This is a genomic window from Chitinivorax sp. B, assembly GCF_005503445.1.
Lineage (GTDB): Bacteria > Pseudomonadota > Gammaproteobacteria > Burkholderiales > SCOH01 > Chitinivorax.
Genome location: NZ_SCOH01000046.1, coordinates 1 through 25,439, shown reverse-complemented (window position 1 = coordinate 25,439; position 25,439 = coordinate 1). Strand labels below are relative to the sequence as shown.

Genomic DNA, 25,439 nt, shown 5'->3' with positions numbered 1-25,439 from the left:
ATTTGATCCGACAACATTTTCCTGCTGCAAACAACACAATCGCCTGACGGCGCTGCTGCAGGTTTGGACAATCTCCGGGCACCGTGTGCCGCGTTGTCACGGGCGCTACACTAACATGCTCAACGTCAATCGGGTAGCCGCATGCATGGGTTTGTTGCATCGATCACACATCGTGCAGTGCAGCATCGGCAAGCTACTGTATTGACGCACAGTTATTGATCACCCAATGTATCGAATCGGTGCGTAAACTGAACATCAACATGCGTTTCGCGCTGACCCGCTCGTGCCACTACTGATAGGCGCTTACTGATCTGATAGGTCAGTTTCAGCGCAGCGCTGGCGCCTGTCAGACCTTGCTCGTAAGCCAGGTAGACGCGATCGGATAGTCGCTTGCCCAAGGTAATCACCTGGGTATTCAACGACAGCCCTTGCGCTCCTCCCTCACCGTTGGCAGTTTGTTTATTAGTGCCAGAACCTGAACCCACCCCGATTTCGTCCAGACCGAAGGTTTCTGCCAAGGTTTTGGCAAACGAGTTGGCCGAATCACCACCCAGCAAGCCACTGGCCGCCAGTAGCAAAGCACCCGCGTCCCCCTGACTCATATTGGCGCCGGAATGCCCCAGCACCAGCCAGGACACCTTTTCCGTATCCGGCATGGGCGTATCGGAATAGAGCGTCACCCGTGGTGCTTGTGCTGTGCCCGCGACCTGTACCCCCACTTCGACCTGCAGGTTTTCACGCACAGCTAGAATATCCAGGCTTGGGTTATCGAGCGGGCCTTGGAAATTGACCAATCCGCGGGTGACGACCAGCTTTTGTCCATAGGCAGCATATCGGCCTTTTTCGACTTGGACAGTACCACTGGCGGAAAGTGGTCGGCGCGGCGTTGCTTTGACAATCAAGGCACCGCCCAAGGTAGCGTCTAACCCAAAGCCTTGCACTTTCAGCTTGTCACCCAGATCAAACCCTGCCGTCAAAAATACCGGCATTGCCGAACCTGCTTTGGGTTTGTTGCTGGTACGGCCAACAATGACCACATCATTCCCCAATGTGGGTGAATCACTTTTATCTGCTAGGAACAGACCTTCGTCTGCCTTCAGCTTCGCATCCAGATGAAGTTCATTGCGCTCCAGCCGCATCTGGCCTGTTCCACTGATCACCAGTTGCCGGTCAGGACGGGTCAAGACAGCGAAACGCTCAGCCTTGACCATCAAATTGGCGGAAGGTGCATCGGCAGATAATGCCAACGTACCACTACCGCTAAGTTGGCCTTTCCCCGCCTTCAGAAGCAGATCTTTCAGTAGCAGTTGATCCTGCTGCAGCTCGGCACGTAACAACCCTTCCTTGAAGGAAAGTCCACGATCCGGATCGTTCAATACCAGATCATTGCCATGCACCCATCCGCCCAGTTGCAGACGACTGCCAATCTGCTCACCGGTTACATCCAATGCCACTCGGCCAGCTGTTCGTACCATTGGCCCCAGCAATGGGCCGACCCAAGCAATCGAGGCCATTTCACCATCTACCCGCCAACGCAGCGGTACCGTTCTGGCCACCCCCCACCCTGTTTCGGTGTTGGCCAAAGCGCCATCGGCTTTGGCCTTGAGACCGCCAAGCGAGGTAGAGGTGATATCGGCAACTACATTCAGCAAATCTTGTCGCAACTGCAATTCAACTTGAGTACCACTCAAGTGCAATGGCATACCCTCTTCGGTACCTGCTTCGGTCAGCACCAGATCGCCCTGCCTACGCTTCAGTACCAATGTACCATCCAGATGCTGGCCCAATACCAGTTGCCAGCGCGCATCCAGCACCAGGCTGGATTTGATTGGAAGATTCTGTTCAGTCAATGCCAACAACCGCGCCGTATCCAATTGCCCCTGGCCTGCCACTTCCAACCCTTGTGGCTGCCAAATCAGTTTTTCCAGCTGCACTGGGCTGCCCAGCACGTTGAACGAAGCGGATTGCAGCGCCACGCGTTGGGTATTGGCAGTGAGTGGGAGTGGTGCCAACAGCTTGATCGCATACAGACCAGTATTCTCCAACTCATTCACCATTCCCTGCCACTCGCCCTCTTGTGACAAAGCCCCTGTTGCTACCAGCCTCAAGTTAACGGGCACAGCGGCCAGTTGGCCGTTGATGGCCAAGCTGGCGTGATGTTGGGCACGGGTACCATCCAATTTGAATTGCACACTATTCAGTTGCTTACCTGCCAGCGCAATCCCATCAGCAGTCAATTGGGCGTCAAGCCGCCCACCTGCTTCTGCCTCCAGCTTGGCTTGGCTCGCCAGATAGGCGATCTGAACATCACCCGGCAGTCGAAGGCGCTGTGCAGTGGCTGCTGCTATCAGAGAGGGACGATTCATCGCACCAGTCAATTTAGCATTGACGGATACGGCACCGGTCATTTGGTATTCAGGCAGATTCAAATCTGGTGCCTGCAACACCAATTGCAATGTATCGCTGGATTCACCTAGCGCTCCATTGATCGTCAATTGATTGGTGCCCGCGGTCAGCGCCAACTGTACTTGTTCAATGCGATCGGCCAGTGCCTTGATGGTGCCTTGCCCTTTCACCATCAGGCTCCCCAACTTGCTTTCCAGTAAATTGAATTGACCCACCAGCGACCACCCCGGCGTCAAGGCACCAGCCACATCGGCAGTCAGGTTGATATCTGCAGGGGGCACCTGTGCCAATGCCTGGGGTTTGAAATGATCCAGCTCCAGCTTGGCCTGGAATGCCTTTTGTGCATCCAGCCCAAGTTGGCCGGTCAATTCGGCCCGGCCAGCCTCATGGGTCAGCTTGGCGTGTTTGACGATCAATGCTGGCGCCTTACCCTGACGTTGCCATAGCAGATCTGCCTGCAATGCCAGCAATGCGTCGGTCAGATCAACCATCAATGCCGGTGCAGATACAGAGCCCGAGAGCTTCAACGTTCCATTGATTGCAGTTGGCTTGAGTGCTTGGTGCAATGTCTTGGTATCCAGTTTGCTGGCAATACCTTCCAACGCCAACTTGGCTTCTGACAACGTACCATTCAATCGCAGGTTGCCATTACTGCGATGGACCACCAGCCCATTGGCCTGCAGAGTACCTGAGTCATAGCCTAGCCCACCAACCAGACGATCAACTGGAATGGCACCGGCATCAACCGTGCCTGCCTGCCGGTTTTCAAAATCGATCTTGCCACGCCATCCGGTTCGATGGGGTTCGACATAGACCAAGCCATTCAGCAACGCCTTTGGCGCACCAGGTACCCAACTGGGTAAATCAATATCATGCAGCCGACCTCGTAACGAATGCACCATTGCAGGTGGTGAACTGGCAAAGGGTGCCAACTGAGCATCCAACAGCATTTTGGCTTGGCCACTGTGCCCGGCCAATGCCACTTGCAATGATTTCAAGTCACCACGCAGTCTCGCCTCCAGTTGAATCGGGTGCTCACCCAAGCCACCTTTGCCCGTGATTTCACCGGACAAAACATAGGGCGCATCACCATTCACAGATAGCTTGCCATTCAATGCTCCCCATTGACTGGTCAGTGAATTCAGCTTGAGCTCATGCTGTACTCCGGTGCTGTTCAGGCTTGCTACCAAGTGCGATAGCACCAGGTTTTCCTGGACCAGCTTCAATTGATTGAGTGATACGGACTTGGCATGAATGGCCAGTGGTGCCCGTAATGAACTGGGGAAGATGGTAGGTTCGTTGCTGGGTGGCAGATCCAGGATCAGCATATCGACCGACAGCGCATCTACTGCCAACGCACCTTGCAGCAACTTGGTCGGATGCCAGGTCAATGTCGCTTTGTTCAGTTGAATACGGGTTTTGCCACTGGCAATTTTGAGCTCATCCAACTGCAAGCTCTGCCAAAGCGAGCCTTGTAGCCCATTGATGCTGACCAGGCCACCACTCAGGCGATTGACCGCACCGACCAATAGATTCAACCCGGGTGTAGTGGTAGTCAACCCAATCAGCAGACCGACCAATATCATCAGCACGATCAGCAGCCAGGCAATCGTACGCCAGCTATGGTGCCAGATTCGTTTTAACCGTGATGGTGGCGTTGTAACAGGCGGAGTATCGGTCATCATGTCAGAACGCAATTCCTAACGAGGCGTGCAAACGCCATTTACGTACTGCCTCGCCATAGCCAAGATCCAGCGCAAACAATCCCACCTTGCTTTGATAACGAGCCCCGACACCATAGCCTCGTTGCAAGGTAAATCCATCCCAAGAGTTACTGGCATTACCCGCATCCATAAAAACGGCAGCCCGCCAGTTTTTCACAATCCGACGTTGTAACTCGACTGATACGGTCGCCATTACGTCACCTGGCTGTATGCCGCCATCTACAGGCACACCCAGGCTTTCAAAGGCATAACCACGCACCGAACCGGAGCCACCGACACGGAACAACCAATCACGTGGTACCCGGTCTACGTTTTGTGCCACCACTTGACCAATTTCGCCACGCATCTGCAGTAGAAACTGCCTGCCCAGTGGCCAATACAATGCTGCACGAGCGTAGCCACGCACAAAACTGGTATCAGACAACATGCCACGTGCGGCACCAGCCAATTGCAGTTCCAATACATTACCTCGCCGCGGATCAAGTAGATTGTCGACATCGCGGCGTACCCATTTGTAGCCCAGAGTCAGAGCTCGATTGGTATCACGTTCCTCCCCCAACTGTGAACGCTCGATCAGGTAGTTCACTTGATACGTCAAACCGATACCAGCGCGTGTCCGAGTACGGGACGCGCCCAGTTCGGTCTTGTTGAGCTGCAAACCCTGCGTTTCGCTGCGTCGATTGCGAATGAACACCCCATCGTAGTAGCCACGTTCATTGCGTGGGAAGTCAATACCGGTTTCGACCTCTTGCTGCTCTCGTTCCACCGCTACACGCGCCCGATACAGCCAGCCTTTTTCCAGCAGATTGTTATAACGGTAATCCAATTCAGTACGGATACCTTTGTCGGTGCCGTAACCCAGCCCCACGCCAATTTTCTGTACTGGCGCTTCCTTGACCGTAACTGTAACCGGTGCAAGTTCGGCATGAGTCGGGTCGATATCGACGTCCACATACACTGAATCAAAATACGGAGTGGACTGCAAAGTGGACTGGAATTCAGTGATTTGAGCGTAGTCGTAAGGTTCACCTGGTTCTTGCGCCCACAAGTTATCGATCAGGCTGCGCGGATAACGTTTCAGGCCCACTACTTTCAATTCACCCAAGGTAAACCGTGGCCCACTATCATAAACCACCCGGAGTTTGGCACTACTGGTGGCGGGATCAATCAAGGCTTCGCTGTCGGCAATACTGGCTGACGGAAACCGATTCACCAGTAATCCTTGCAGGCCACCACGTTTGGCAGTGTCCCAGTCGGCCTGGCGGAATCGCTCACCTTTTTTCAGCGACCAGCCTCGAATAATCCGACGTTGCCGCACTTCGCCATCCGGCTCGTTAAGCACGGCGCCTGTCAACGAAATGGTGACATCGGCAATTTCAGCAGGCTGACCTGTTACCACTCTCAGCTTCACTTGCCAAGGCGTTTTACGGTCATCCAGCTCAGGCTCAAATGTGGGTGACAAGTAACCTTCCGTAGCCAACAGATCGGCTGCCTGCTTAGGCATATCCCGATACAGGCGACGCAATTGCTCAGGTGTCATCAGTTCGCTGTCGCGATAACGCATGATATCCAGATGTTTTTCCAGCAGGCCTTGCAGTGTGCCATCCGGGCTATCAATCTCGACTTCATAAGCAAAATCAGCTGCCATGGCAGGCGCTGTGCCGCCACCGATCAACGCCACCAACCCGATTACCCAAACCTTGTTTCGCACCCGATCCCGCCTCTAGCCTTCGTGAGTGGCTGATTCTACGTGAGGCCATTTACACAGGAAAAGAAAAAAGCCGCGTCAATACGCGGCTTTTTGTTCAACCGTTGTGAATATGTCATAAACGGCGAAGTACGACACTACCCACCGAGTATCCCGCTCCGAATGATGAAATCACGCCCACCTCACCCGGCTGCAGGTCCTCATGATGGCGATGGAAAGCGATGATGGAACCCGCCGAGCTCGTATTGGCGAATTCATCGAGGATCACTGGTGCCTCTTGCTCAGTCGCGTCTCGCCCCAACAATTTGCGGACAATCAGTTGGTTCATGCTCAGATTTGCCTGATGCAACCAGTATCGCTTGACGTCGGTTGGTGCCAGTTCCAGCGTACCTAGATGCCCGCCGATATGATCAGCCACCATTGGACAGACTTCTTTAAATACCTTGCGACCTTCCTGCATGAACAACTTGTCACGTGCACCGATTCCCGATTCGTCAAATCGATTCATGAAGCCGAAGTTGTTACGAATGTTGTTGGAGAACTGGGTAGCCAGCCTAGTGCCCAGAATCTCGAAACTGCCAGGACAGGCTGTATGCTCCGCCTCAACCACCATTGCGGTGCAAACATCACCGAAGATGAAATGGCAATCGCGATCACGGAACTCCAGATGTGCGGAACAAATCTCCGGGTTGATGACCAATACCGCCCGGGCAGTACCCGATTTGATGGCATTGGTAGCCTGCTCGATACCAAAGGTGGCTGACGAACACGCCACATTCATATCAAATGCATACCCCCCACAACCCAAGGCGTTCTGCACTTCGATTGCCATGGCGGGATAAGCCCGCTGCATATTGGAACACGCGACGATCACGGCATCGATATCCTGCGGGGCCTTGCCGGCATGCTCCAGCGCCTGTTTGGCGGCTGCCACTGCCATCTCGGCCTGCAAAGACAACACATCATTGCTACGCTCCGGCACATGTGGATACATGCGTTCCGGATCCAGAACACCTGCTTTCTCAACTACATAGCGTCGCTTGATGCCGGATGCCTTTTCGATGAATTCCACACTGGACGGCTCCATGGCCACCAGCGTACCTGCTTCGATCTTTTCCCGATTCGCCTCATTGAAGCGACGTGCATATTCGTTGAAAGCAGCCACCAATTCTTCATTGGTCACTTGAAAAGGCGGAATATGAAGGCCTGTGCCACTGATGACGACGCGTTGCATGATGATCGGTATCCTGCGGAGCAAATAAAGGCGCGAATCTTACTCCAAATCATAGGTGCTGTTGACACAAGTTTCACCTGCCAGACACACCACCAAGCCATGACTTCCGAGTAATCACACATCTGCCCTTTTGCATGACCGCCATCCAGACTGCGGACCATCCGCACTGCAAGAAGGTGGCTTTTTTGTAGAACTGGTTATGGGCAGCTGACCAATTGCACAGACCTTGACGATTTTCAGCGATGGGTCGTCTATGCTGAAAACTTGTCCATCTCATTGCCAATCAGGAGACGCCCATCATGAAAATGGACGCCGTATTCGATCACCTTCATGAAATGCCAACCATTCCCAGCGTGGTACAAGAACTCATTGCCAGCTTTGACAAGGAAGATCTGGATATCGACCAGTTGGCCAAAACCATCAGCCGGGACCAGACCATCTCCGCCAAAGTACTGCGCCTTGCCAACACAGCCCACTTTGGTGCGCCGCGGCAAATCGGCTCAATCGAGGACGCCGTGGTGGTACTCGGGTTCGACAAGCTACGTACTTTGGTGATTGCATCGGGCTTGGCAGGCATGAAGGTTCGTATTGCGAATTTCGACAGCAAACAGTACTGGATCGGCAATCTATCTGTCGGCAACTTATCGAAATGGTTGGCCAAATTGGCCAAGCTGAACGGAGAAGTTGCTTTTACTGCCGGCTTGATGCACACCATTGGCCAGCTACTGATGCGGCTGGCCAACCCAAAGGATGAATCCGATATCGATCGTTTGGTGAAAGGAGGCGCCAACCGCATTCAGTGTGAACAGAATACTTTTGGCTTCGATCACGCCGAAGTCGGTGCCGAACTGGCCCGACGCTGGAATTTCCCTGATCATATCCAGGCAGCCATTCGTATGCACGCAGCCCCGATGGATGGTGAACCCTTCTCAGCATTGGCCGGCCTGGTACATATCGCGGAATATCTGATGCACGGCGTACTCAGCGATACCGATACTGCAGAATTGCGGTCAAATTTTCCAACAGTCGTCGCACAACGGCTTGGCTTACCTGTCGAGCGGATCTTCGAAGAATTACCTGAGGTTTGCGAACAGATGCGAGGCTGGGAAACGTTGCTGAATGATTGACCAGCTAGTGCCCGATATCTGACTGCCTACGTTTGGCATCGTGGCTTTCAACCATTCACAGCAGGTTCGACGGCGATAAACTCAAGTCCTTCAGCGCCTGAGTAGCATCCAGGCGCTGCGGTATAACCTGCATGATGGGTGTCGCCAGCACAAAAACCCGATCCAGAGACCTCAGGATCGAAGGTCAAGCGCTGCTCGCGAACGGATCGACTGATAACCGGTCATACTGTGACTGGATTACGCTGGATAACGAACATGAACAGTTCGATATTGGATTGGTATTGGGTTGATTGCTCTTGATAAACAAAATCGATGTATGACTGATTCACGATCCGCCAGCCGTCACCCAGTTGGCGGTAAAAGTTTCGCAAACGCCGTTCATTTGCCGTCACCCGATGCATGAACAGGCATAGATGCCCACCAGCCCGAGTATGCCAGACCAGCCGTTCCAGCAGCTCCAACTCACGCTCCCAATCTTCGCCAAAATGAAGTATGCCGTTCAGTACAATCACGTCATAGCTCTGTGGTGGCAGAAAATCAAAAGCGTCACCGACCATCCCTCGCACCTGCAAACCTTGTTCCATTGCTTGGGACACCATCTGCGCCACACCCACGGCAGAAGTGTCCATTGCAGTCACCTGCAAACCATGTCGTGCCAGTAACAACGCGTCTCTACCTTGTCCGCACCCCAGATCCAGCGCATTCCCTGTCGGTGGGAAAGTAGCTACCAATTTGGCGAATTCAGGATAGGGCATGCCGAACAATGCCGGCTCTACTGCATAGTGTTCGTCGTAACTGGACATGATTCAGCTCACTCCATCAATCAATATGTGGGATATTTTACCACAAACGTATTAGCCGAAGCATAGCCCATCTTGCTCAATCATGACAACAGTATATTTTTCAGATCATCCAACGCCGCTACGGTTGATACTATCGACCGGCGTCACGTCACAGTAGGCGCCATCGACAATTATTTGCTGGTGTGCAGATCACTTTGATCCCATTCAGGAAAAGCCCAACAAGACAGGATCACATTAGCTACATTTATATAAACGGCTGGCCTTACGCTGTATCGATGGATTGTTCGCTACACTCACAAGCTATGTTCGCTATCTAAGTGAGACAGGATTAACTGTTGCGGTGCGTATTCTGGATGTGCTACCGAATGAAAAACCATTGCCATCGGGTCTTGCATTAGCCCAACAACACTTCAGTGACACCTAGGCGCAGGAATGGAAAAAGCTGATCCCGCAGATGCAACAGGATGGCACGCTGTAAAGGATTTTTCACCGCTATCTACCCGTTATTGAGGCAGATGCCATGCTGAAAGTCGATGAAGAGTAGGTAGGCGGCGAACAATGCCATCCACCCTAAAACAACAAAGGCCCAGAAATGGGCCTTTGTCACACTCAGTGTCAGGTAAACTCAGCTGAAGAATTCCTTAACCTTGTTCATCCACGACTTGGCACGTGGATTGTGTGTTTCCGAATCTCCCTGCGAGATCGCTTCCAACTCACGCAGCAGTTCCTTCTGACGCTCGGTCAGGTTCACCGGGGTCTCCACTACCACGTGGCACATCAGGTCACCTGGAATGGAACCGCGTACTGGTTTGATCCCTTTTCCACGCAAACGGAATACCTTGCCAGATTGAGTCTCTGTCGGAATCTTGATCTTCGCCGCACCATCCAGTGTCGGGATTTCAATTTCTCCACCCAATGCGGCTGTGGAGAAACTAATCGGCATCTCACAATGCAGGTCGACCCCATCGCGCTGGAACACCGAGTGCGGCTTGATATGCATTTGCACATACAGATCGCCACTTGGACCACCATTGGTACCATGCTCGCCTTCACCCGCCAGGCGAATGCGGTCACCCTCATCAATACCGGGCGGAATCTTCACGGACAAAGTCTTGTGCGACTTCACACGGCCCGCACCATGGCAATCTCGACACGGGTCGGGAATGACCTTACCGGTACCATGACATGTCGGGCAGGTTTGCTGAATCGAGAAGAAGCCTTGCTGCATACGGACTTGACCGTGACCACCACAGGTCGAGCAGGTTTTGGCCTGTGTCCCTGGCTTGGCACCAGAACCCTCACAGGTCTTGCATTCATCCATGGTAGGAATGCGAATCTGCTTGTCACACCCACGCGCAGCTTCTTCCAGCGTAATTTCCAGGTTGTAGCGAAGATCGGCACCACGATAAACATTGGAGCGACCACCTCGGCCACCACCGCCACCAAAGATATCGCCAAAGATATCGCCAAATGCATCGGCAAAACTGCCAAAACCTGCACCACCGCCTCCCATGCCAGCCTGCGGATCGACCCCCGCATGGCCGTATTGGTCATAAGCGGCCCGCTTTTGACTATCAGACAGGATCTCGTAAGCCTCTTTGGCTTCCTTGAACTTTTCTTCAGCCTGCGGATTGTCTGGATTGCGATCCGGGTGATACTTCATCGCCAACTTGCGATAGGCTTTCTTGATGTCATCTTCGGATGCATCGCGATTGACGCCCAGAATTTCGTAAAAGTCTTTCTTTGACATGTCTCGTGTCACCTTACATTACTTTGCAACGCAAGCCGTGCTTGCGCCTGTTGTCACGCCATTGCGGGCTGTTGCCCCATTCGCCGCAGGAATCGGAAGTGCGCCTTCAACGCCATCCCTACCGAAGCAAAACTGTGATACGGCACGTCGAACTCTGCGCAGGTTTCACGCACGATTCGGCTCAGTGCCGGGTAATGCACATGGCTAACCTTGTGGAATAAATGGTGTTCAACCTGAAAATTTAAACCACCCATATAAAAAGTTGCGAGCCAGCTTTTGGGCGCAAAATCCGCCGTGGTCCGAACTTGGTGCACCGCCCATTCATCCTGCATCTTGCCATTGCCATCTGGCTGTAGGAAGGCGGCCCCCTCTACGGTATGTGCCAACTGAAAGACGATCGACAGTGTAAAACCAAACAGGAGATGCATCCCGACAAAGCACAACACCACCAACCACATCGGATGGAACATCATTGGCAGCACCAGGGTGTAACCCAGATAGATCACCTTGGTCAGCACAAAATAGGGCGTCTCCCACCAAGCCCGATGTTGTAGCGGCGTATCGCCAATCCGGCCGGTGACCATCTTCTGCCAGTCGCTGAACAACATCCAATACAAAGTCAACAGGCTATACAATACTGGCGCATACCATTGCTGTAGACGATGCCAGGGTTTCCATGGCTGATGCGGCGACAAACGCATCAACGCACCAATGGCAATATCGTCGTCCTTACCCTCCACATTGGTATAAGTGTGATGCAGCATGTTGTGCTTTTGCCGCCACAGCATCTGACTGCCACCGATCACATCCATGCTGGCACCCATCACCCAATTCAACCAACGTTTTGTGGAGTAGCTACCATGCGCACCATCATGCATGACGTTGAAGGCAATCAAGACATAACCCTGCACCAAGCAGAACGCAGCCAACAAAGCTGACCACCAGTGATCGACACCCCATACCAGCATCACATAACTGCCGATTGCCAGGCCATAGGCAAATAAGGTTTTCAGATACAAGCGCCAGTTACCTGTCTGGCGTTGGCCTGATTCAGCAAAATAGGTATCCACCCGCGCCTTCAAAGCATCTAGAAAAGGCCCACGAGGTGGAAAGCTGATTCGTTGCATCAATGGATTCTCCTTGCGCCGCCACTTGCGCACTTAATTCTTTACTGTGCCGACAGCACTTCAGTATTTTGCCAACGGTTGCACAACCCTGTGGACTTCACGGTCTTATACCGATATGGCAAGCTACGTGGCGTACCTTGCCCATCCTTGGCGATGCGCATAGACACGTAATCGTGCGCCTATAACAATTCGCCGGCAATCACTGTACCAGCAAAGTGAATATCGCCATACCAATATGTCATGCCATACGAATGACATGAAAACGGCCGAATCGAGCTTACTGCCTACTCGGCAAGCTCAATCCGGCCTATTCAGGCGGCATCCATCAGATGGCCTGTCGAGATGCATCCCCATCAGGGCTGCAGTATTATTGAAACCTTGCAACCCTTGATAATGGGATCAGCCCTTCTTCACTTCTTCAAACTCAGCGTCGACTACATTGCCGTCGTCACCCTTGCCACTGGCTTCACTGCCAGGCTGTTGTTGTGCGCCACCCTGCGGTTGTTGATCGGCATACATCTGCTCAGCCAGCTTATGGGCTGCTGTTGACAATGCTTCCGACTTAGCATCGATTTCGACCTTGTCATCACTCTTCACAACGCTTTCAGCATCTTTCAGAGCGGCTTCGATCTTCGCCTTGTCGTCGGCACCGATCTTGTCACCGTATTCGGTCAGGGACTTCTTCACCGAGTGGATCAATGCATCCAACTGGTTGCGAGCTTGTACCAGCTCGATCAGCTTCTTGTCTTCGTCAGCGTGGGCTTCCGCATCACGCACCATGCCTTGGATTTCTTCTTCCGACAGACCGGAATTCGCTTTGATGGTGATCTTGTTTTCCTTGCCAGTTGCCTTGTCCTTGGCGGACACATGCAAAATACCGTTGGCGTCGATATCGAAGATCACTTCAATTTGCGGCATACCACGCGGTGCAGCCGGGATACCTTCCAGGTTGAACTGGCCCAGGCTCTTGTTGCCCATGGCCTTCTCACGCTCACCTTGCAACACGTGAATGGTCACGGCGCTTTGGTTATCGTCAGCGGTCGAGAACACTTGCGATGCCTTGGTCGGAATGGTGGTGTTCTTCTGGATCAGCTTGGTCATCACGCCACCCAGGGTTTCAATACCCAGGCTCAACGGCGTCACGTCCAGCAACAATACGTCCTTCACATCACCCTTCAGCACGCCACCTTGAATCGCAGCGCCCACAGCAACAGCTTCATCAGGGTTCACGTCACGGCGCGGTTCCTTACCGAAGAACTCCTTCACCTTCTCCTGAACTTTCGGCATACGGGTCTGACCACCGACCAGAATGACGTCGTCGATGTCGCTGACCTTCAGGCCGGCATCCTTGATTGCGACGCTGCAAGGCGCAATCGAACGCTCGATTAGGTCTTCCACCAGCGCTTCGAACTTGGCACGGGTGATTTTAACGGCCAAGTGCTTCGGACCGGTGGCATCTGCAGTGATGTAAGGCAGGTTGACTTCGGTCTGCTGGCTGGAGGACAGCTCAATCTTCGCCTTCTCAGCCGCTTCCTTCAGGCGTTGCAGCGCCAGTACGTCTTGCTTCAGATCAACGCCGGATTCTTTCTTGAATTCGCCGATGATGTAATCAATGATGCGTTGGTCAAAATCCTCACCACCCAGGAAGGTATCACCGTTGGTCGACAGCACTTCAAATTGGTGTTCGCCATCCAGTTCCGCGATTTCGATGATCGAGATATCGAAGGTACCGCCACCCAAGTCATAGACGGCGATCTTGCGGTCACCCTCTTTCTTGTCTAGGCCAAATGCCAGTGCCGCAGCAGTCGGTTCGTTGATGATGCGCTTCACTTCCAGACCGGCGATGCGGCCAGCATCCTTGGTCGCTTGGCGTTGGCTGTCGTTGAAGTAAGCCGGTACGGTAATGACCGCCTCGGTGACTTCTTCCCCCAAGTAGTCTTCAGCGGTTTTCTTCATCTTGCGCAGTACTTCAGCGGAAACTTGCGGCGGTGCAAGCTTCTTGTCACGTACTTTTACCCAGGCATCGCCATTGTCAGCCTTCAGGATTTCATAAGGCATCAGGTCGATGTCCTTTTGAACTTCCTTTTCTTCAAAACGGCGGCCAATCAGGCGCTTGACCGCGAACAGGGTATTACGGGGATTGGTAACAGCCTGACGCTTGGCAGGTGCACCAACCAGAATTTCGCCATCTTCCTGATAAGCAATGATCGACGGTGTGGTACGTGCGCCTTCGGAGTTTTCGATAACCTTCGGCTGGCCGTTTTCCATTACGGATACGCACGAGTTCGTGGTGCCCAAGTCAATACCAATAATCTTGCCCATGTGTTTTATCCTTTCTTGCTGCCGCCGTCTTCAACGTCGACATTGATTCAAATAACCATAATCCGAAAATGGGGCGCACTTTTTGCTTTTCAAGCCCCTTTTTTCGAGGTTTATTCCTTGGCCTTGGATACCACGACCATCGCAGGGCGGATCACGCGATCAGCCAGCATGTAGCCCTTTTGCATCACGCTCACCACGGTATTGGGTTCAACGTCAGCCGGCACCACGCTGATTGCCTGATGCTTGTGCGGATCAAGCTTTTGGCCTTCCGGATTGATTTCCACGACCTGAAACTTTTCAAACGCGCTGACAAGCTGTTTGAGCGTCATTTCGACACCCATCTTGATGTTCTCAACCGAGCTGTTGTCTTTCATCGCCATTTCCAGGCTGTCTTTCACAGCCAGCAATTCGGTGGCGAATTTGGTAACGGCGTATTTGTTCGCATTCTGAACGTCTTCATGTGCACGACGTCGGATGTTTTCCGCATCGGCCTTGGCACGCAGCCACGCATCATGATGCTCGCTTGCCTTCAGTTCTGCCTGACGCAGCAGCTCTTCAGTGCTTGGCATGACTTCGGGCTGATCGACCGCCTGGTTGTCTGTAGCCGACTCGGCGGCATTGATCTGATCAGGTTTCGGCTCGAGTTCGTGATTGCCTTGCATTGCTATTCCTCATTACCAATAGGGTTTTGCCAACAATCCATTTTACATGATGGCACCATTGAAAATTTCAATAGCTACCATAGAAAAAAATGCCTACACTCCTTTCAAACGGTCGTTTGATCAATATCGGGTATCTCCCTATTGATAAAAATCGTATATTTTGAAATTTGCGGTTGCTGCACTGCACACATCGTGCTTATAATCGAGTCACCAAAGCTTAGGTCACACACGTGGGGTCGATCCCGATTCCTATGCGCCTAAAGGGTACGTCCATCAACACAGCCCGCTAAAGCAGGCCAGATAAGATCTCTGGCGCATCCCGTGTTCGCTGCGGTTCGCCGTGGCATGAAGATTTGACGCACTGCGTCAAAGGTTAGCTACTGTTTTCTGTTTGGGGATCATCGAATGACTACTCGCGAAGCACGCATTGCAGCGATTCAGAAAGACTGGGACACCAACGAGCGCTGGAACGGCATCAAGCGCGGCTACACCGCAGCAGACGTTGAGCGTCTGCGTGGCTCTGTACATGTGGAATACAGTTTGGCCAAGCATGGCGCAGCCAAACTGTGGGAGCGTCTGCATACCCAGCCTTATGTCAACTGTTTGGGTGCTCTGACTGGTGGCCAAGCCATGCAACAGGTCAAAGCCGGCATTCAGGCCATTTATCTGTCCGGCTGGCAAGTTGCCGCTGACAACAACAGCTACATGGCGATGTATCCTGACCAATCGCTGTACCCGGTGAACTCGGTACCGACCGTGGTTGAACGCATCAACAATGCTTTTACCCGTGCCGATGAAATTCAGCATTCCAAGGGTATTGAGCGTGGTGATGCAGGCTTCGTCGACTACTTCGCACCAATCGTTGCTGATGCTGAAGCAGGTTTTGGCGGCGTGTTGAATGCGCATGAGCTGATGAAAGCGATGATCCGTGCTGGCGCAGCTGGCGTTCACTTTGAAGACCAATTGGCTTCAGTGAAGAAATGTGGTCACATGGGTGGCAAGGTACTGGTTCCGACTCAAGAAGCCGTACAGAAATTGATCGCAGCACGCCTAGCTGCTGACGTATACGGCGTACCGACACTGGTGATCGCCCGTACCGATGCTGAAGCAGCTGACCTGCTGACCAGCGATTGCGACGAAAATGACAAGCCGTTCCTGACTGGCGAACGTACTGCAGAAGGTTTCTTCAAGACCCGTAAAGGTATCGACCAAGCGATCAGCCGTGCGATTGCCTATGCTGACTACGCTGACTTGGTATGGTGCGAAACCGGCACACCGGATCTGGAATTTGCTCGCAAGTTCGCTGAAGCCGTACATGCCAAGCACCCTGGCAAAATGCTGGCTTACAACTGCTCTCCTTCCTTCAACTGGAAGAAGAACCTGGACGATGCCACCATCGCCAAATTCCAGCGCGAGCTGGGTGCAATGGGCTACAAGTACCAGTTCATCACCCTCGCTGGCATCCACAGCATGTGGTACAACATGTACGATCTGGCGCAAGACTACGTTGCACGCGGCATGTCGGCTTATGTTGAGAAGGTGCAAGAGCCGGAATTCGCAGCACGCGACCGCGGCTACACCTTCGTATCTCACCAGCAGGAAGTGGGCACTGGCTACTTCGATGACGTGACCACTGTGATTCAAGGTGGCGCTTCCTCAGTTACCGCCCTGACTGGTTCGACTGAAGAAGAACAATTCCACTAAGCCACACGGTTTATTCGGATTGAAAAACCGCACGGGGCGACTCGTGCGGTTTTTTGTTTATCGCGCATGCACCATGGCCCACGCGGATGAGGCCATGCAGAACACGAGGCCCGCATAATGACTGCACGTATTCAAAAAGGTGGACTGGAGATCGCCAAGGAATTACATGATCTCATCATCGACCAGATCATCCCTGGTACCGGTGTTGATGCCAATGCCTACTGGGTAGCCTTTGAACAGATCCTGGCTGATCTCACACCCAAGAACAAAGCACTGCTCGCCAAACGTGACGAGCTACAAACCAAGATTGATGCATGGCACCGCACTAACCCTAGCTTCAATTTTGCTGCCTACAAAAGCTTTTTGACTGAGATTGGCTATCTACAGCCCGAAGGTGAAGACTTCCAGATCATCACCGAAAATGTGGACGAAGAGATTGCCGTCTTGGCTGGCCCACAGTTGGTGGTGCCGGTAAAAAATGCCCGCTATGCGTTGAATGCCGCCAATGCTCGCTGGGGCAGTTTGTATGATGCGCTATATGGCACTGATGTCATTACCGAAGTCGATGGCGCGGAAAAAGGCAAAGGCTACAACCCTGTACGTGGCGCAAAAGTTATCGAATTTGCTCGCAACTTCCTCAATCAGGCCATCCCGTTGGCCACTGGCAGTCATCATGACGCTACCTTGTATGCAGTTGCCAATGGGCAGCTACGCGTGACCTTGAAAGGTGGGGAGCAGGTTGGGCTGGCACAGCCTGAGAAATTTGTCGGCTATACCGGCGAAGCGGCCAATCCGACGTCGGTTCTGTTGAAAAACAACAATCTGCATATCGAAATCCAGATCGATGGCAACAGTGCAATTGGTCAGACCGACCCTGCCCGTGTCAAAGATGTGGTTCTGGAAGCCGCTGTCACAACCATTCAGGATTGTGAAGACTCAATTGCAGCAGTCGATGCCGAAGACAAAGTTGAAGTCTATGGCAACTGGTTGGGCCTGATGAAAGGTACGCTGGAAGACACGTTTGAAAAAGGTGGCAAGCAGGTTACCCGCCGCATGACGCCAGACCGCGAGTTCGTCAATCCGCAAGGTCAGCCATTCAAGTTACACGGACGTTCACTACTGTTGCTGCGCAATGTCGGCCATCTGATGACCAACCCGGCCATCTTGTATAAAGGTGAAGAAGTCTTTGAAGGCATCATGGATGCCATGGTCACCGCGTTGATCGCCAAGCATGACATTGTTGGCACCAACACGCTGAAAAATTCCCGTACGGACTCCATGTATATCGTGAAGCCCAAGATGCACGGCCCGGAAGAAGTCGCCTTTGCCGTTGAGCTGTTCAGCCGTGTTGAAACCGCATTGAGCCTGAAGCGTAACACACTGAAAATCGGCATCATGGATGAAGAACGCCGTACCAGCGTCAACCTGAAGGAATGTATCCGCCAGGCACGCGAACGTACCATCTTCATCAATACCGGTTTCATGGATCGTACCGGCGATGAAATCCATACTTCCATGGAAGCAGGCGCGGTTGTGCGCAAGGAAGCCATGAAGAAGGAAAAGTGGATTCTGGCTTATGAAGATGCCAATGTGGACGTCGGTCTTTTGTGTGGCTTGGCTGGCCGCGCTCAGATTGGCAAAGGTATGTGGCCGAAACCGGACATGATGGCGGAAATGGTCAATACCAAAGTTGGTCATCCCAAAGCCGGTGCCAACTGTGCCTGGGTGCCCTCACCCACCGGCGCTACGCTGCATGCCATGCATTACCATCAGGTGAATGTCCAGGCACGTCAGAAGGAGCTGGCGGCACGCACCCGCGTCAACGTGGATGACATCCTCAACATTCCGTTGGCGCCGGATACCAATTGGTCGGCCGCCGACATCCAGTCCGAGCTGGAAAACAATTGCCAGGGCATTCTTGGCTATGTTGTCCGCTGGGTTGATCAGGGCGTGGGTTGCTCCAAAGTGCTGGACATCCACAACGTCGGGCTGATGGAAGACCGCGCCACCTTGCGCATCTCCAGCCAGCATGTTGCCAACTGGCTGCGCCATGGCATCTGCAGTGAAGCACAGGTGATGGAAGTCATGAAACGCATGGCCGCCATTGTCGACAAGCAAAATGCCAGTGATCCGCTGTATCAAAACATGGCGCCTGACTTCGACAATAATATCGCCTTCCAGGCTGCTTGCGAGCTGGTGTTCGAAGGTGTGAAACAGCCCAATGGTTACACCGAGCCGGTATTGCATCGTCGCCGCCGTGAACTGAAAGCCAAACAGCTCAAGTAACCCGGTCAGCTACCGCACAATATTCCTAGAAAGGTTTTGTCAGCGCCCTTTAACACAACGCCCCGTCTTGGGGCGTTGTGCTTTTCCCCAATCCATCTTCCACCGCCCTGTCTGCCCGTTTCATGTTATAACAACGAGAACAGGGCAGGTTTTCACAGCCCTTGATGACAGACGTTTCGCAGTTTCGGCAAGCGGGTCCGTGGTTCATCACGCAAGTCGAAGCATCATTAATCTGCAAGCGCCGTCTGGCGAATGCGTGTTAAGGAAACTGGCTAATCGCCGATATCTGCTTTGCCATGAGTGAAACCACCCCACCCGCCCAGCCCGCCCCAATTGCCGATTCCATCGACATTCGTCAGTTCGAACTGACCTCCGTGTTTGATATTGCCCATGCCCTACGGCAATTGATGGCAAGACACGACTTGGTCGCCGTCTACTTCAGCCAGGGACAACAGTTTTCGCTGACGTCGATTCTGGATGTGGATCAGGTTGGCAAAGCCTTTATCATTGATGAATCCGGCAGTCCCGATGTCAACCGACGCTTGGCACAATCGGATCGAAACCTGTTTGTAGCCACGCCCGATGGTATCAAGCATCAATTCACCTGCGGCCAAGTGCATCAGGTCAATTTTCAGAGCCGGCCAGCGTTCAAGGTGCCATTTCCCTCTACCATCATCAAACTACAACGACGTGAATACTTCCGTTTGATGACACCGGTTGCCAATCCAGTCAAAGTGACTATCCGCGATCACCCCAGCGGTCGCCAGGATATACCACTACATGATTTGAGTCTGGGTGGCCTGTGCTTGGGTTTGCCGCCACGCCCGGATTTCAATCTGCTCGACAAATACGATGATTGCACACTTGATCTACCTGGCTTTGGCTTGCTTCAGTTTGGGCTCGAAGTACGCAATTTGCGTACCGAACGCCTTCATCAGGGCAAGGAAATCATGTGGATCGGCTGCCAGTTTCTGAAACTGAGTCCACAGCAACAAAATCTGCTGCAACGTTATATCACGCAACTCCAGATGGAACAGAAATCCCGTACGTAACCGGGCAAAGCTCCGTCCCGCTTGCTAAGATCAATACAACACGGCGGCTATATATAACCACCGTATCCAAACAATACTGTATTGAATCGAGAGTAAAGTCTTTTTGGGAATTCCACAGTCATTTACAGGGAGTGGCTATGCCCTATATTGCACGTGATGCGGATGGGCACATCTTGTCGGTCAGCCGATTGAAGGATGATCGCCATGCTGAGTTCGTCTCACCACATGACTCCACGTTGCATTCCTTCCTCAGCAATCAAGATGAAGACCATGGTTTTTCGTCACTGGACAGTGATCTGATTCGGGTAATTGAGGATTTGATTGATGTGCTGATTGATAAGAATGTCATCCGCCTGACCGATTTGCCACATGAGGCACAGAAGAAACTTCTGGCCCGCAAAAGCCTGCGCAGCAAGATGCGTGGCGAGTTCAAGTTGTTGAGTGATGATGATGTGTTGTAAGCGCTGAAAGGCGCGTGATTTATAAAGAACATGACTGATACCAAAGCGCAATCCGACCCGTTCGCATGGCATGTCAGCGAACACGAAACCCATCTCGACCCACTGCTGGATTGTTTGGCAGCCCTCACGCATATCCACAGCAACCCGTGGACACGGGAAGCACTGGCTGCGGGCCTTTCCTTGGTGGACAACAAGCTGCCACCTTCGCAATTTTCACGTGCAGCGGCACGTGCCGGCCTGACCACACGCTTCCTGCGTCAATCCCTGGATGATCTACCGAAGAATCTGTTCCCGATCGTCTTGTTGCTGGATGGTCGCCGGGCTTGCCTCGTTCTGGAAAACCTGCCTGATGGGAAATTTCGGGTCCGCCTGCCGGAAAGCGGGGAGTCTGGTGAGATCGTCACTAAAGCTCAATTGACTGGACAATATACCGGCATTGCCATCATTGTCCGTCCTCGCTTCCGACTGGATGCTCGTACCCCGGAACTGCATCCAGCCAAAGGGCGGCACTGGTTCTGGAGCACTGTCTGGTATAACTGGCGACTGTATCGCGATGCCACGCTGGCCGCCTTGCTGATCAACTTGTTCGCCCTGGCTATGCCTCTGTTCACCATGAACGTGTATGACCGCGTGGTGCCCAACCGTGCCGAAGAAACATTATGGGTGCTGGCAATTGGTGTCATTGGCGTGTTGCTGTTTGATTTCCTGCTGAAAAATGTTCGTGCTTATATTGTCGACACCGCTGGTAAGCGGATGGACGTAACCCTGTCGGCACTTATCATGGAGCGTGTGCTAGGCATACGCATGGACGCCCGTCCAGCCTCCGTCGGCAGTTTTGCTGCAAATTTGCGGGCATTTGAAACCGTCCGTGATTTTTTTGCCTCCGCCACGCTGACAGCCTTGGTCGACTTGCCATTTGTTTTATTGTTTCTACTGGCACTCGCATGGATCTCTCCCTGGCTGGTACTACCTCCCTTGGTCGGCATGATACTGGTCGTCCTGTTCTCACTGTTTGCACAGGAAAAGATGCGTGAGCTCAGCGACTTGACCATACGAGCCGCCGCCCAGCGCAATGCCACATTAGTGGAATCCTTGGTTGGGCTGGAAACCATCAAGGTCATGGGGGCCGAAGGCTATTATCAACGGCTTTGGGAACGCACCACGGTCTATCTGGCGCAAATTGGCGCGCGCTTGAAACTGCTATCGGGTCTGTCAGGCAACTTTGCGCAATTCATGCAACAACTGGTCTCCATCGTTACTGTGATGGTTGGTGTCTATCTGGCGATTGAAGCCAAGGTATCCATGGGCGGCATCATCGCCGCCAGTATGCTGGCAGGCCGCGCCATGGCACCGTTGGGATTGATTGCCGGGCTGCTGATGCAATACCAGAATGCCCGGACGTCGCTGGAGGCTGTCGAAAGCCACATGCAATCACCGGTGGAGCGGCCGGATGAAAATGCCTTTCTGCATCGCCCGCACTTGAAAGGCGAAATCGAGTTCCGCAATGTCACCTTCAGCTATCCAGGGCAAGAATCGCCCACGCTACGCGATGTGTCATTCAAGCTGGTTGCTGGCGAAAAGGTTGCCATCATAGGCCGGATCGGTTCCGGTAAAAGCACCATTGAGAAGTTGATACTCGGCTTGTATCAACCCAGCGAAGGTGCTGTATTGGTTGATGGCATTGATACCCGCCAAATTGATCCTGCCGAGCTTCGCCGTGCTGTTGGCTATGTACCGCAAGATGTCACCCTGTTTTATGGCACGCTGCGGCAAAACATCGCGATGGGCGCTCCTTTTTCAGACGATGCCCGCATCATTGCTGCCGCAGGTCTGGCTGGTGTGACTGAATTTGCCAACCTTCACCCACGCGGTTTCGACATGCCCATCGGTGAGCGCGGTGAATCACTATCCGGCGGCCAGCGCCAAGCCGTTGCAATTGCCCGCGCCGTCTTGAGCGACCCCCCCATGCTGTTACTGGATGAGCCCTCCAGCTCGATGGATCATCAAAGTGAGGAACGCTTCAAACAGCAACTGAAAATTTATGCCAAACACAAGTCCATCGTACTGGTCACCCACCGTACCTCACTGCTGGACCTGGTAGACCGATTGATCGTCATGGACAACGGTAAGATCGTCGCCGACGGGCCCAAAGAACAGGTCATCGAAGCATTGCAGCGTGGCCGGATCGGGAGGGGCGCATGAACACCAAGCCAAGCCCGGAACACACCATTTGGCAACGCTGCTATTCCCTTGTCGGTAAATGGCTGGATTGGGTGATGTCACTATCCGCCAAGCACGAGTTGCACGACGACACCGATTTCATTGCCGATGCCAATTACTATATCGATCACCAGACGCCTCGTGGTTCGCACATCATCATCTGGACCAGCGCGGCAGCACTGATATTCCTGTTGCTGTGGGCTGCCTTGTCACCCATTGATGAAGTTACCAAAGGTGAAGGTAAAGTAGTGCCCTCCCGTGACGTGCAGATTTTGCAAAGCCTGGATGGTGGGATGGTGTCCGAAATATTGGTCCGTGAAGGGCAGTCAGTCAAAGCCGGGCAGCTCTTGTTGAAAATCGATCCAACCCGTTACGCATCCTCTCTGGGTGAAAATCGTGCTCAATACCTGTCACTGACCGCCAAGGCTGCCCGCCTGCGAGCGGTAGCCGATGGCAAACCTTTTGATCCACCCACTGATGTCTTGAAAGAAGCACCTGATTTGGTCGAACAGGAACGTATCCTGTATGAATCCAAACAGGCTGAGCTGGATGCGTCTATCGGCGTGGCTCGCCAGCAACTGACCCAACGCTCGCAAGAACTGAATGAAATCCGTGCCAGGCGGGATCAAGCCCAACAAAGTTACGAACTGACTGCCAAGGAACTGGAAGTCACCCGCCCACTGGCCAGGACTGGTGCCGTCTCTGACGTTGAATTATTACGCCTCGAACGAGATGTGGCCCGTTATCGTGGCGAAAGAGATTCATCTGCCGCCCAGATCCCACGTGTTCAGGCTGCGATCTCTGAAGCCACCCGCAAAATCCAGGAGGTGGAATTGACCTTCCGCAACCAGGCTCGTAGCGAGATGTCTGAGACAGTCGGTAAGTTGGGCCAACTAACTGCCGGAAGTGTTGCACTGAAAGACCGGGTCAAACAATCTGACTTGCGTTCACCAGTCAACGGAACCGTAAAACAGATCCTGTTCAATACTGTCGGTGGTGTCGTCCAGCCCGGCAAGGAGGTGATCGAGATTGTGCCAACGGATGATGCCTTGCTATTGGAGGCTAAAGTACAACCTCGTGATATCGCTTTCCTGAGTCCTGGACAAAAAGCGCTGGTGAAATTCACAGCCTATGACTTCGCCATTTATGGCGGGCTAGATGCCACCGTTGAAACCATCGGTGCCGATACCGTAACAGACGACAAGGGCAACGCCTTCTATCTTATCAAGGTCAGGACACAGACAGCCCAGTTTGGAGCTCAAAAGCTGCCAATCATCCCTGGCATGGTTGCCGAGGTTGATATCATCACTGGAAAACGCAGCATCCTGACCTATTTGCTGAAACCTGTATTACGCGCCAAAGCCAATGCGCTTCGTGAACGATGATGCCATCCACCATGATAATCATGACGGCCGACCCCGGCCTGCTACAACATTGGGGCCCGTTAAGCAGTACATTCCAGACTGTGGTCTACAATCAATGGCTGCCACTGCCAACTCAAGTAGCACAGCCTTTGGTCATCGTGGATACGGCACTCCCGGGCCTACCGGAGGCTGATGATGTCTCGATTGCCGAACTGACAGCACGCAGCAAAACCGTATTCGTCTCCAGCACCCCTTCAGATGTTGAGGGTGTGCGGTGGCTAAGTTGCGGCGCCGTCGGTTACTGCCATGCGTTTGCAGTGCATAACACCTTGCAGCATGTATTGGATGTGGTGGCAGATGGGGGACTATGGGTAGGCCGTAACATGATGGTCACCCTGTTACGCGGCTTGCAGGCTGTGCCCACCTTCAGTGTCGTGCCTAGTCTTGCAGGCTTGTCGGAGCGCGAGCGCGAAGTCGCGCTAATGGCGGCCAAAGGGTACGCCAATAAGGAAATTGCACGCAGCCTCAATATCACCGAACGCACTGTCAAAGCCCATTTGACTGCAGCCTTCACCAAGCTTGGCGTCACAGATCGCCTGCAATTGGCTTTACATATCAACGGGATTCAATGACTTGGCATTGGCATCACCAACTAACCACCGGCCCATTGAGTGGGCAAGTGGCGCCAATCGTTATCGTTAAATTCACTCAAAGCAATATCCCCCCATCAATTGGGCGACATACCTGCCTCACTTTCATACTCCAAGCCTTTACGGTACTGCACTCCCAAGAAAATTGGCTGGATTGTACTTAGGTACAATTCAATCGAAAAACAGCATGGTCTAATATTCGGGCGCTGATATTTTTACTAAAGGGTTTGACCATGCCTGATACCTCCACCACCGTAAAAGCCCAGGGGATCGTTGTCTTATTGCAAGGCAAAGTGTTTCTGGCCAAAGCAGATGGCAGCAAGGTTGCACTGAAAGTGGGCGATGTCGTCAAAGAAGGCGATGTCATTGTGACCTCAGATGGCAGTCGCATTGAATTGCGACTCCCCAACGGCGAACATCTGGCACTCGCGCCAGAGCGGACCATCCTGGTGGATCAGGACATGCTGGGTACCCAAACAGCGGACCCCAATGAAGCAGCACTGAAAAATCTTGACCAATCTGTCGACAAGATTGTGAATGCACTTAACCAGGGTCAAGATCCATTCGCAGAACTGGAAGCCCCAGCAGCCGGCCTGACCGCAGGTGGTAGTGATGGCAGTCACAGCTTTGTCCGGCTGATGCGCATTGCTGAGGATGTCACCCCAGCCACCATCACTTTCCCAGCAGATACGACAGCCCGCGAAATTGAACTGCCTGTTGCTGGCCAGAACGAGGCACAAGCAACTGTCACCGCCACGGAAACTGGCACTGGCACTGGCACTGGCACTGGCACTGGCACTGGCACTGGCACTGGCACTGGCACTGGCACTGGCACTGGC

17 protein-coding genes are annotated in these 25,439 nt (G+C 53.1%); 9 read left to right on the top strand and 8 right to left on the bottom strand.

The genetic code is table 11. The annotated features are described in order from the left end of the window. Positions 1 to 212: 212 nt before the first annotated feature. The 3 genes from FFS57_RS20815 to FFS57_RS20805 form a co-directional block, all read right to left on the bottom strand. On the bottom strand, positions 213 to 4,091 hold the full coding sequence (locus FFS57_RS20815; protein ID WP_137939756.1) for a translocation/assembly module TamB domain-containing protein: 3,879 nt from the start codon (positions 4,089 to 4,091) through the stop codon (positions 213 to 215). Position 4,092: 1 nt separating this feature from the next. Further along, positions 4,093 to 5,841, bottom strand: coding sequence for an autotransporter assembly complex protein TamA (locus FFS57_RS20810; protein ID WP_137939755.1), 1,749 nt, complete (start codon positions 5,839 to 5,841; stop codon positions 4,093 to 4,095). 112 nt (positions 5,842 to 5,953) lie between these two features. Beyond that, positions 5,954 to 7,072 (bottom strand): beta-ketoacyl-ACP synthase III, encoded by a 1,119-nt coding sequence (locus FFS57_RS20805; RefSeq protein WP_137939754.1) that lies wholly within the window; start codon positions 7,070 to 7,072, stop codon positions 5,954 to 5,956. A gap of 299 nt (positions 7,073 to 7,371) precedes the next feature. Between FFS57_RS20805 and FFS57_RS20800 the strand changes: the two genes are divergently transcribed. Next, positions 7,372 to 8,199 (top strand): HDOD domain-containing protein, encoded by an 828-nt coding sequence (locus tag FFS57_RS20800; RefSeq protein ID WP_137939753.1) that lies wholly within the window; start codon positions 7,372 to 7,374, stop codon positions 8,197 to 8,199. A 221-nt stretch (positions 8,200 to 8,420) separates the two neighbouring features. Here FFS57_RS20800 and FFS57_RS20795 read toward each other — a convergent pair whose 3' ends face one another. The 5 genes from FFS57_RS20795 to grpE all read right to left on the bottom strand — a co-directional run bounded on the left by FFS57_RS20795 (position 8,421) and on the right by grpE (position 14,863). Further along, positions 8,421 to 9,002, bottom strand: coding sequence for a class I SAM-dependent methyltransferase (locus tag FFS57_RS20795; protein ID WP_137939752.1), 582 nt, complete (start codon positions 9,000 to 9,002; stop codon positions 8,421 to 8,423). Positions 9,003 to 9,627: 625 nt separating this feature from the next. Then, positions 9,628 to 10,752: a molecular chaperone DnaJ gene (dnaJ, locus tag FFS57_RS20790; protein ID WP_137939751.1), complete on the bottom strand. Its 1,125-nt coding sequence runs from the start codon at positions 10,750 to 10,752 to the stop codon at positions 9,628 to 9,630. A 53-nt stretch (positions 10,753 to 10,805) separates the two neighbouring features. Beyond that, complete coding sequence (locus tag FFS57_RS20785) at positions 10,806 to 11,879, bottom strand: fatty acid desaturase family protein (RefSeq protein ID WP_137939750.1); 1,074 nt, start codon at positions 11,877 to 11,879, stop codon at positions 10,806 to 10,808. A 399-nt stretch (positions 11,880 to 12,278) separates the two neighbouring features. After that, positions 12,279 to 14,201 (bottom strand): molecular chaperone DnaK, encoded by a 1,923-nt coding sequence (dnaK, locus tag FFS57_RS20780; protein ID WP_137939749.1) that lies wholly within the window; start codon positions 14,199 to 14,201, stop codon positions 12,279 to 12,281. Between the two features lie 110 nt (positions 14,202 to 14,311). Next, the gene (grpE, locus tag FFS57_RS20775) at positions 14,312 to 14,863 is read right to left on the bottom strand and encodes a nucleotide exchange factor GrpE (RefSeq protein WP_137939748.1); all 552 of its coding nucleotides are present in this window, start codon (positions 14,861 to 14,863) and stop codon (positions 14,312 to 14,314) included. Positions 14,864 to 15,268: 405 nt separating this feature from the next. Between grpE and aceA the strand changes: the two genes are divergently transcribed. The 8 genes from aceA to FFS57_RS20735 all read left to right on the top strand — a co-directional run. After that, positions 15,269 to 16,567 (top strand): isocitrate lyase, encoded by a 1,299-nt coding sequence (aceA, locus tag FFS57_RS20770; RefSeq protein ID WP_137939747.1) that lies wholly within the window; start codon positions 15,269 to 15,271, stop codon positions 16,565 to 16,567. Positions 16,568 to 16,684: 117 nt separating this feature from the next. After that, entirely contained in the window at positions 16,685 to 18,853 is a 2,169-nt protein-coding gene (locus tag FFS57_RS20765; RefSeq protein WP_137939746.1) for a malate synthase G, read from the top strand. Between the two features lie 296 nt (positions 18,854 to 19,149). After that, a complete protein-coding gene (locus tag FFS57_RS20760) occupies positions 19,150 to 19,905 on the top strand; it encodes a flagellar brake protein (protein ID WP_137939745.1) in 756 nt (251 codons plus the stop codon). 137 nt (positions 19,906 to 20,042) lie between these two features. Continuing rightward, on the top strand, positions 20,043 to 20,366 hold the full coding sequence (locus tag FFS57_RS20755) for a hypothetical protein (protein ID WP_137939744.1): 324 nt from the start codon (positions 20,043 to 20,045) through the stop codon (positions 20,364 to 20,366). A 30-nt stretch (positions 20,367 to 20,396) separates the two neighbouring features. Continuing rightward, the gene (locus tag FFS57_RS20750) at positions 20,397 to 22,568 is read left to right on the top strand and encodes a type I secretion system permease/ATPase (protein WP_137939743.1); all 2,172 of its coding nucleotides are present in this window, start codon (positions 20,397 to 20,399) and stop codon (positions 22,566 to 22,568) included. Further along, positions 22,565 to 23,971, top strand: a complete 1,407-nt coding sequence (locus FFS57_RS20745; RefSeq protein WP_137939742.1) for an HlyD family type I secretion periplasmic adaptor subunit — start codon at positions 22,565 to 22,567, stop codon at positions 23,969 to 23,971. The genes FFS57_RS20750 and FFS57_RS20745 overlap by 4 nt, the downstream gene beginning before the upstream one ends. 20 nt (positions 23,972 to 23,991) lie before the next feature. Beyond that, on the top strand, positions 23,992 to 24,582 hold the full coding sequence (locus tag FFS57_RS20740; protein ID WP_171014110.1) for a response regulator transcription factor: 591 nt from the start codon (positions 23,992 to 23,994) through the stop codon (positions 24,580 to 24,582). A gap of 251 nt (positions 24,583 to 24,833) precedes the next feature. After that, a partial coding sequence (locus FFS57_RS20735; RefSeq protein ID WP_137939740.1) for a retention module-containing protein occupies positions 24,834 to 25,439 on the top strand: 606 nt, incomplete at its 3' end.

Coding starts and splice junctions, on each gene's coding strand:
- FFS57_RS20745 (WP_137939742.1), top strand. CDS start 22,565: ATGAACACCAAGCCAAGCCCGGAACACACCATTTGGCAACGCTGCTAT.
- FFS57_RS20755 (WP_137939744.1), top strand. CDS start 20,043: ATGCCCTATATTGCACGTGATGCGGATGGGCACATCTTGTCGGTCAGC.
- FFS57_RS20800 (WP_137939753.1), top strand. CDS start 7,372: ATGAAAATGGACGCCGTATTCGATCACCTTCATGAAATGCCAACCATT.
- aceA (WP_137939747.1), top strand. CDS start 15,269: ATGACTACTCGCGAAGCACGCATTGCAGCGATTCAGAAAGACTGGGAC.
- FFS57_RS20815 (WP_137939756.1), bottom strand. CDS start 4,091: ATGATGACCGATACTCCGCCTGTTACAACGCCACCATCACGGTTAAAA.
- FFS57_RS20760 (WP_137939745.1), top strand. CDS start 19,150: ATGAGTGAAACCACCCCACCCGCCCAGCCCGCCCCAATTGCCGATTCC.
- grpE (WP_137939748.1), bottom strand. CDS start 14,863: ATGCAAGGCAATCACGAACTCGAGCCGAAACCTGATCAGATCAATGCC.
- dnaJ (WP_137939751.1), bottom strand. CDS start 10,752: ATGTCAAAGAAAGACTTTTACGAAATTCTGGGCGTCAATCGCGATGCA.
- FFS57_RS20805 (WP_137939754.1), bottom strand. CDS start 7,072: ATGCAACGCGTCGTCATCAGTGGCACAGGCCTTCATATTCCGCCTTTT.
- FFS57_RS20750 (WP_137939743.1), top strand. CDS start 20,397: ATGACTGATACCAAAGCGCAATCCGACCCGTTCGCATGGCATGTCAGC.
- FFS57_RS20785 (WP_137939750.1), bottom strand. CDS start 11,879: ATGCAACGAATCAGCTTTCCACCTCGTGGGCCTTTTCTAGATGCTTTG.
- FFS57_RS20795 (WP_137939752.1), bottom strand. CDS start 9,002: ATGTCCAGTTACGACGAACACTATGCAGTAGAGCCGGCATTGTTCGGC.
- FFS57_RS20740 (WP_171014110.1), top strand. CDS start 23,992: ATGACGGCCGACCCCGGCCTGCTACAACATTGGGGCCCGTTAAGCAGT.
- FFS57_RS20765 (WP_137939746.1), top strand. CDS start 16,685: ATGACTGCACGTATTCAAAAAGGTGGACTGGAGATCGCCAAGGAATTA.
- dnaK (WP_137939749.1), bottom strand. CDS start 14,201: ATGGGCAAGATTATTGGTATTGACTTGGGCACCACGAACTCGTGCGTA.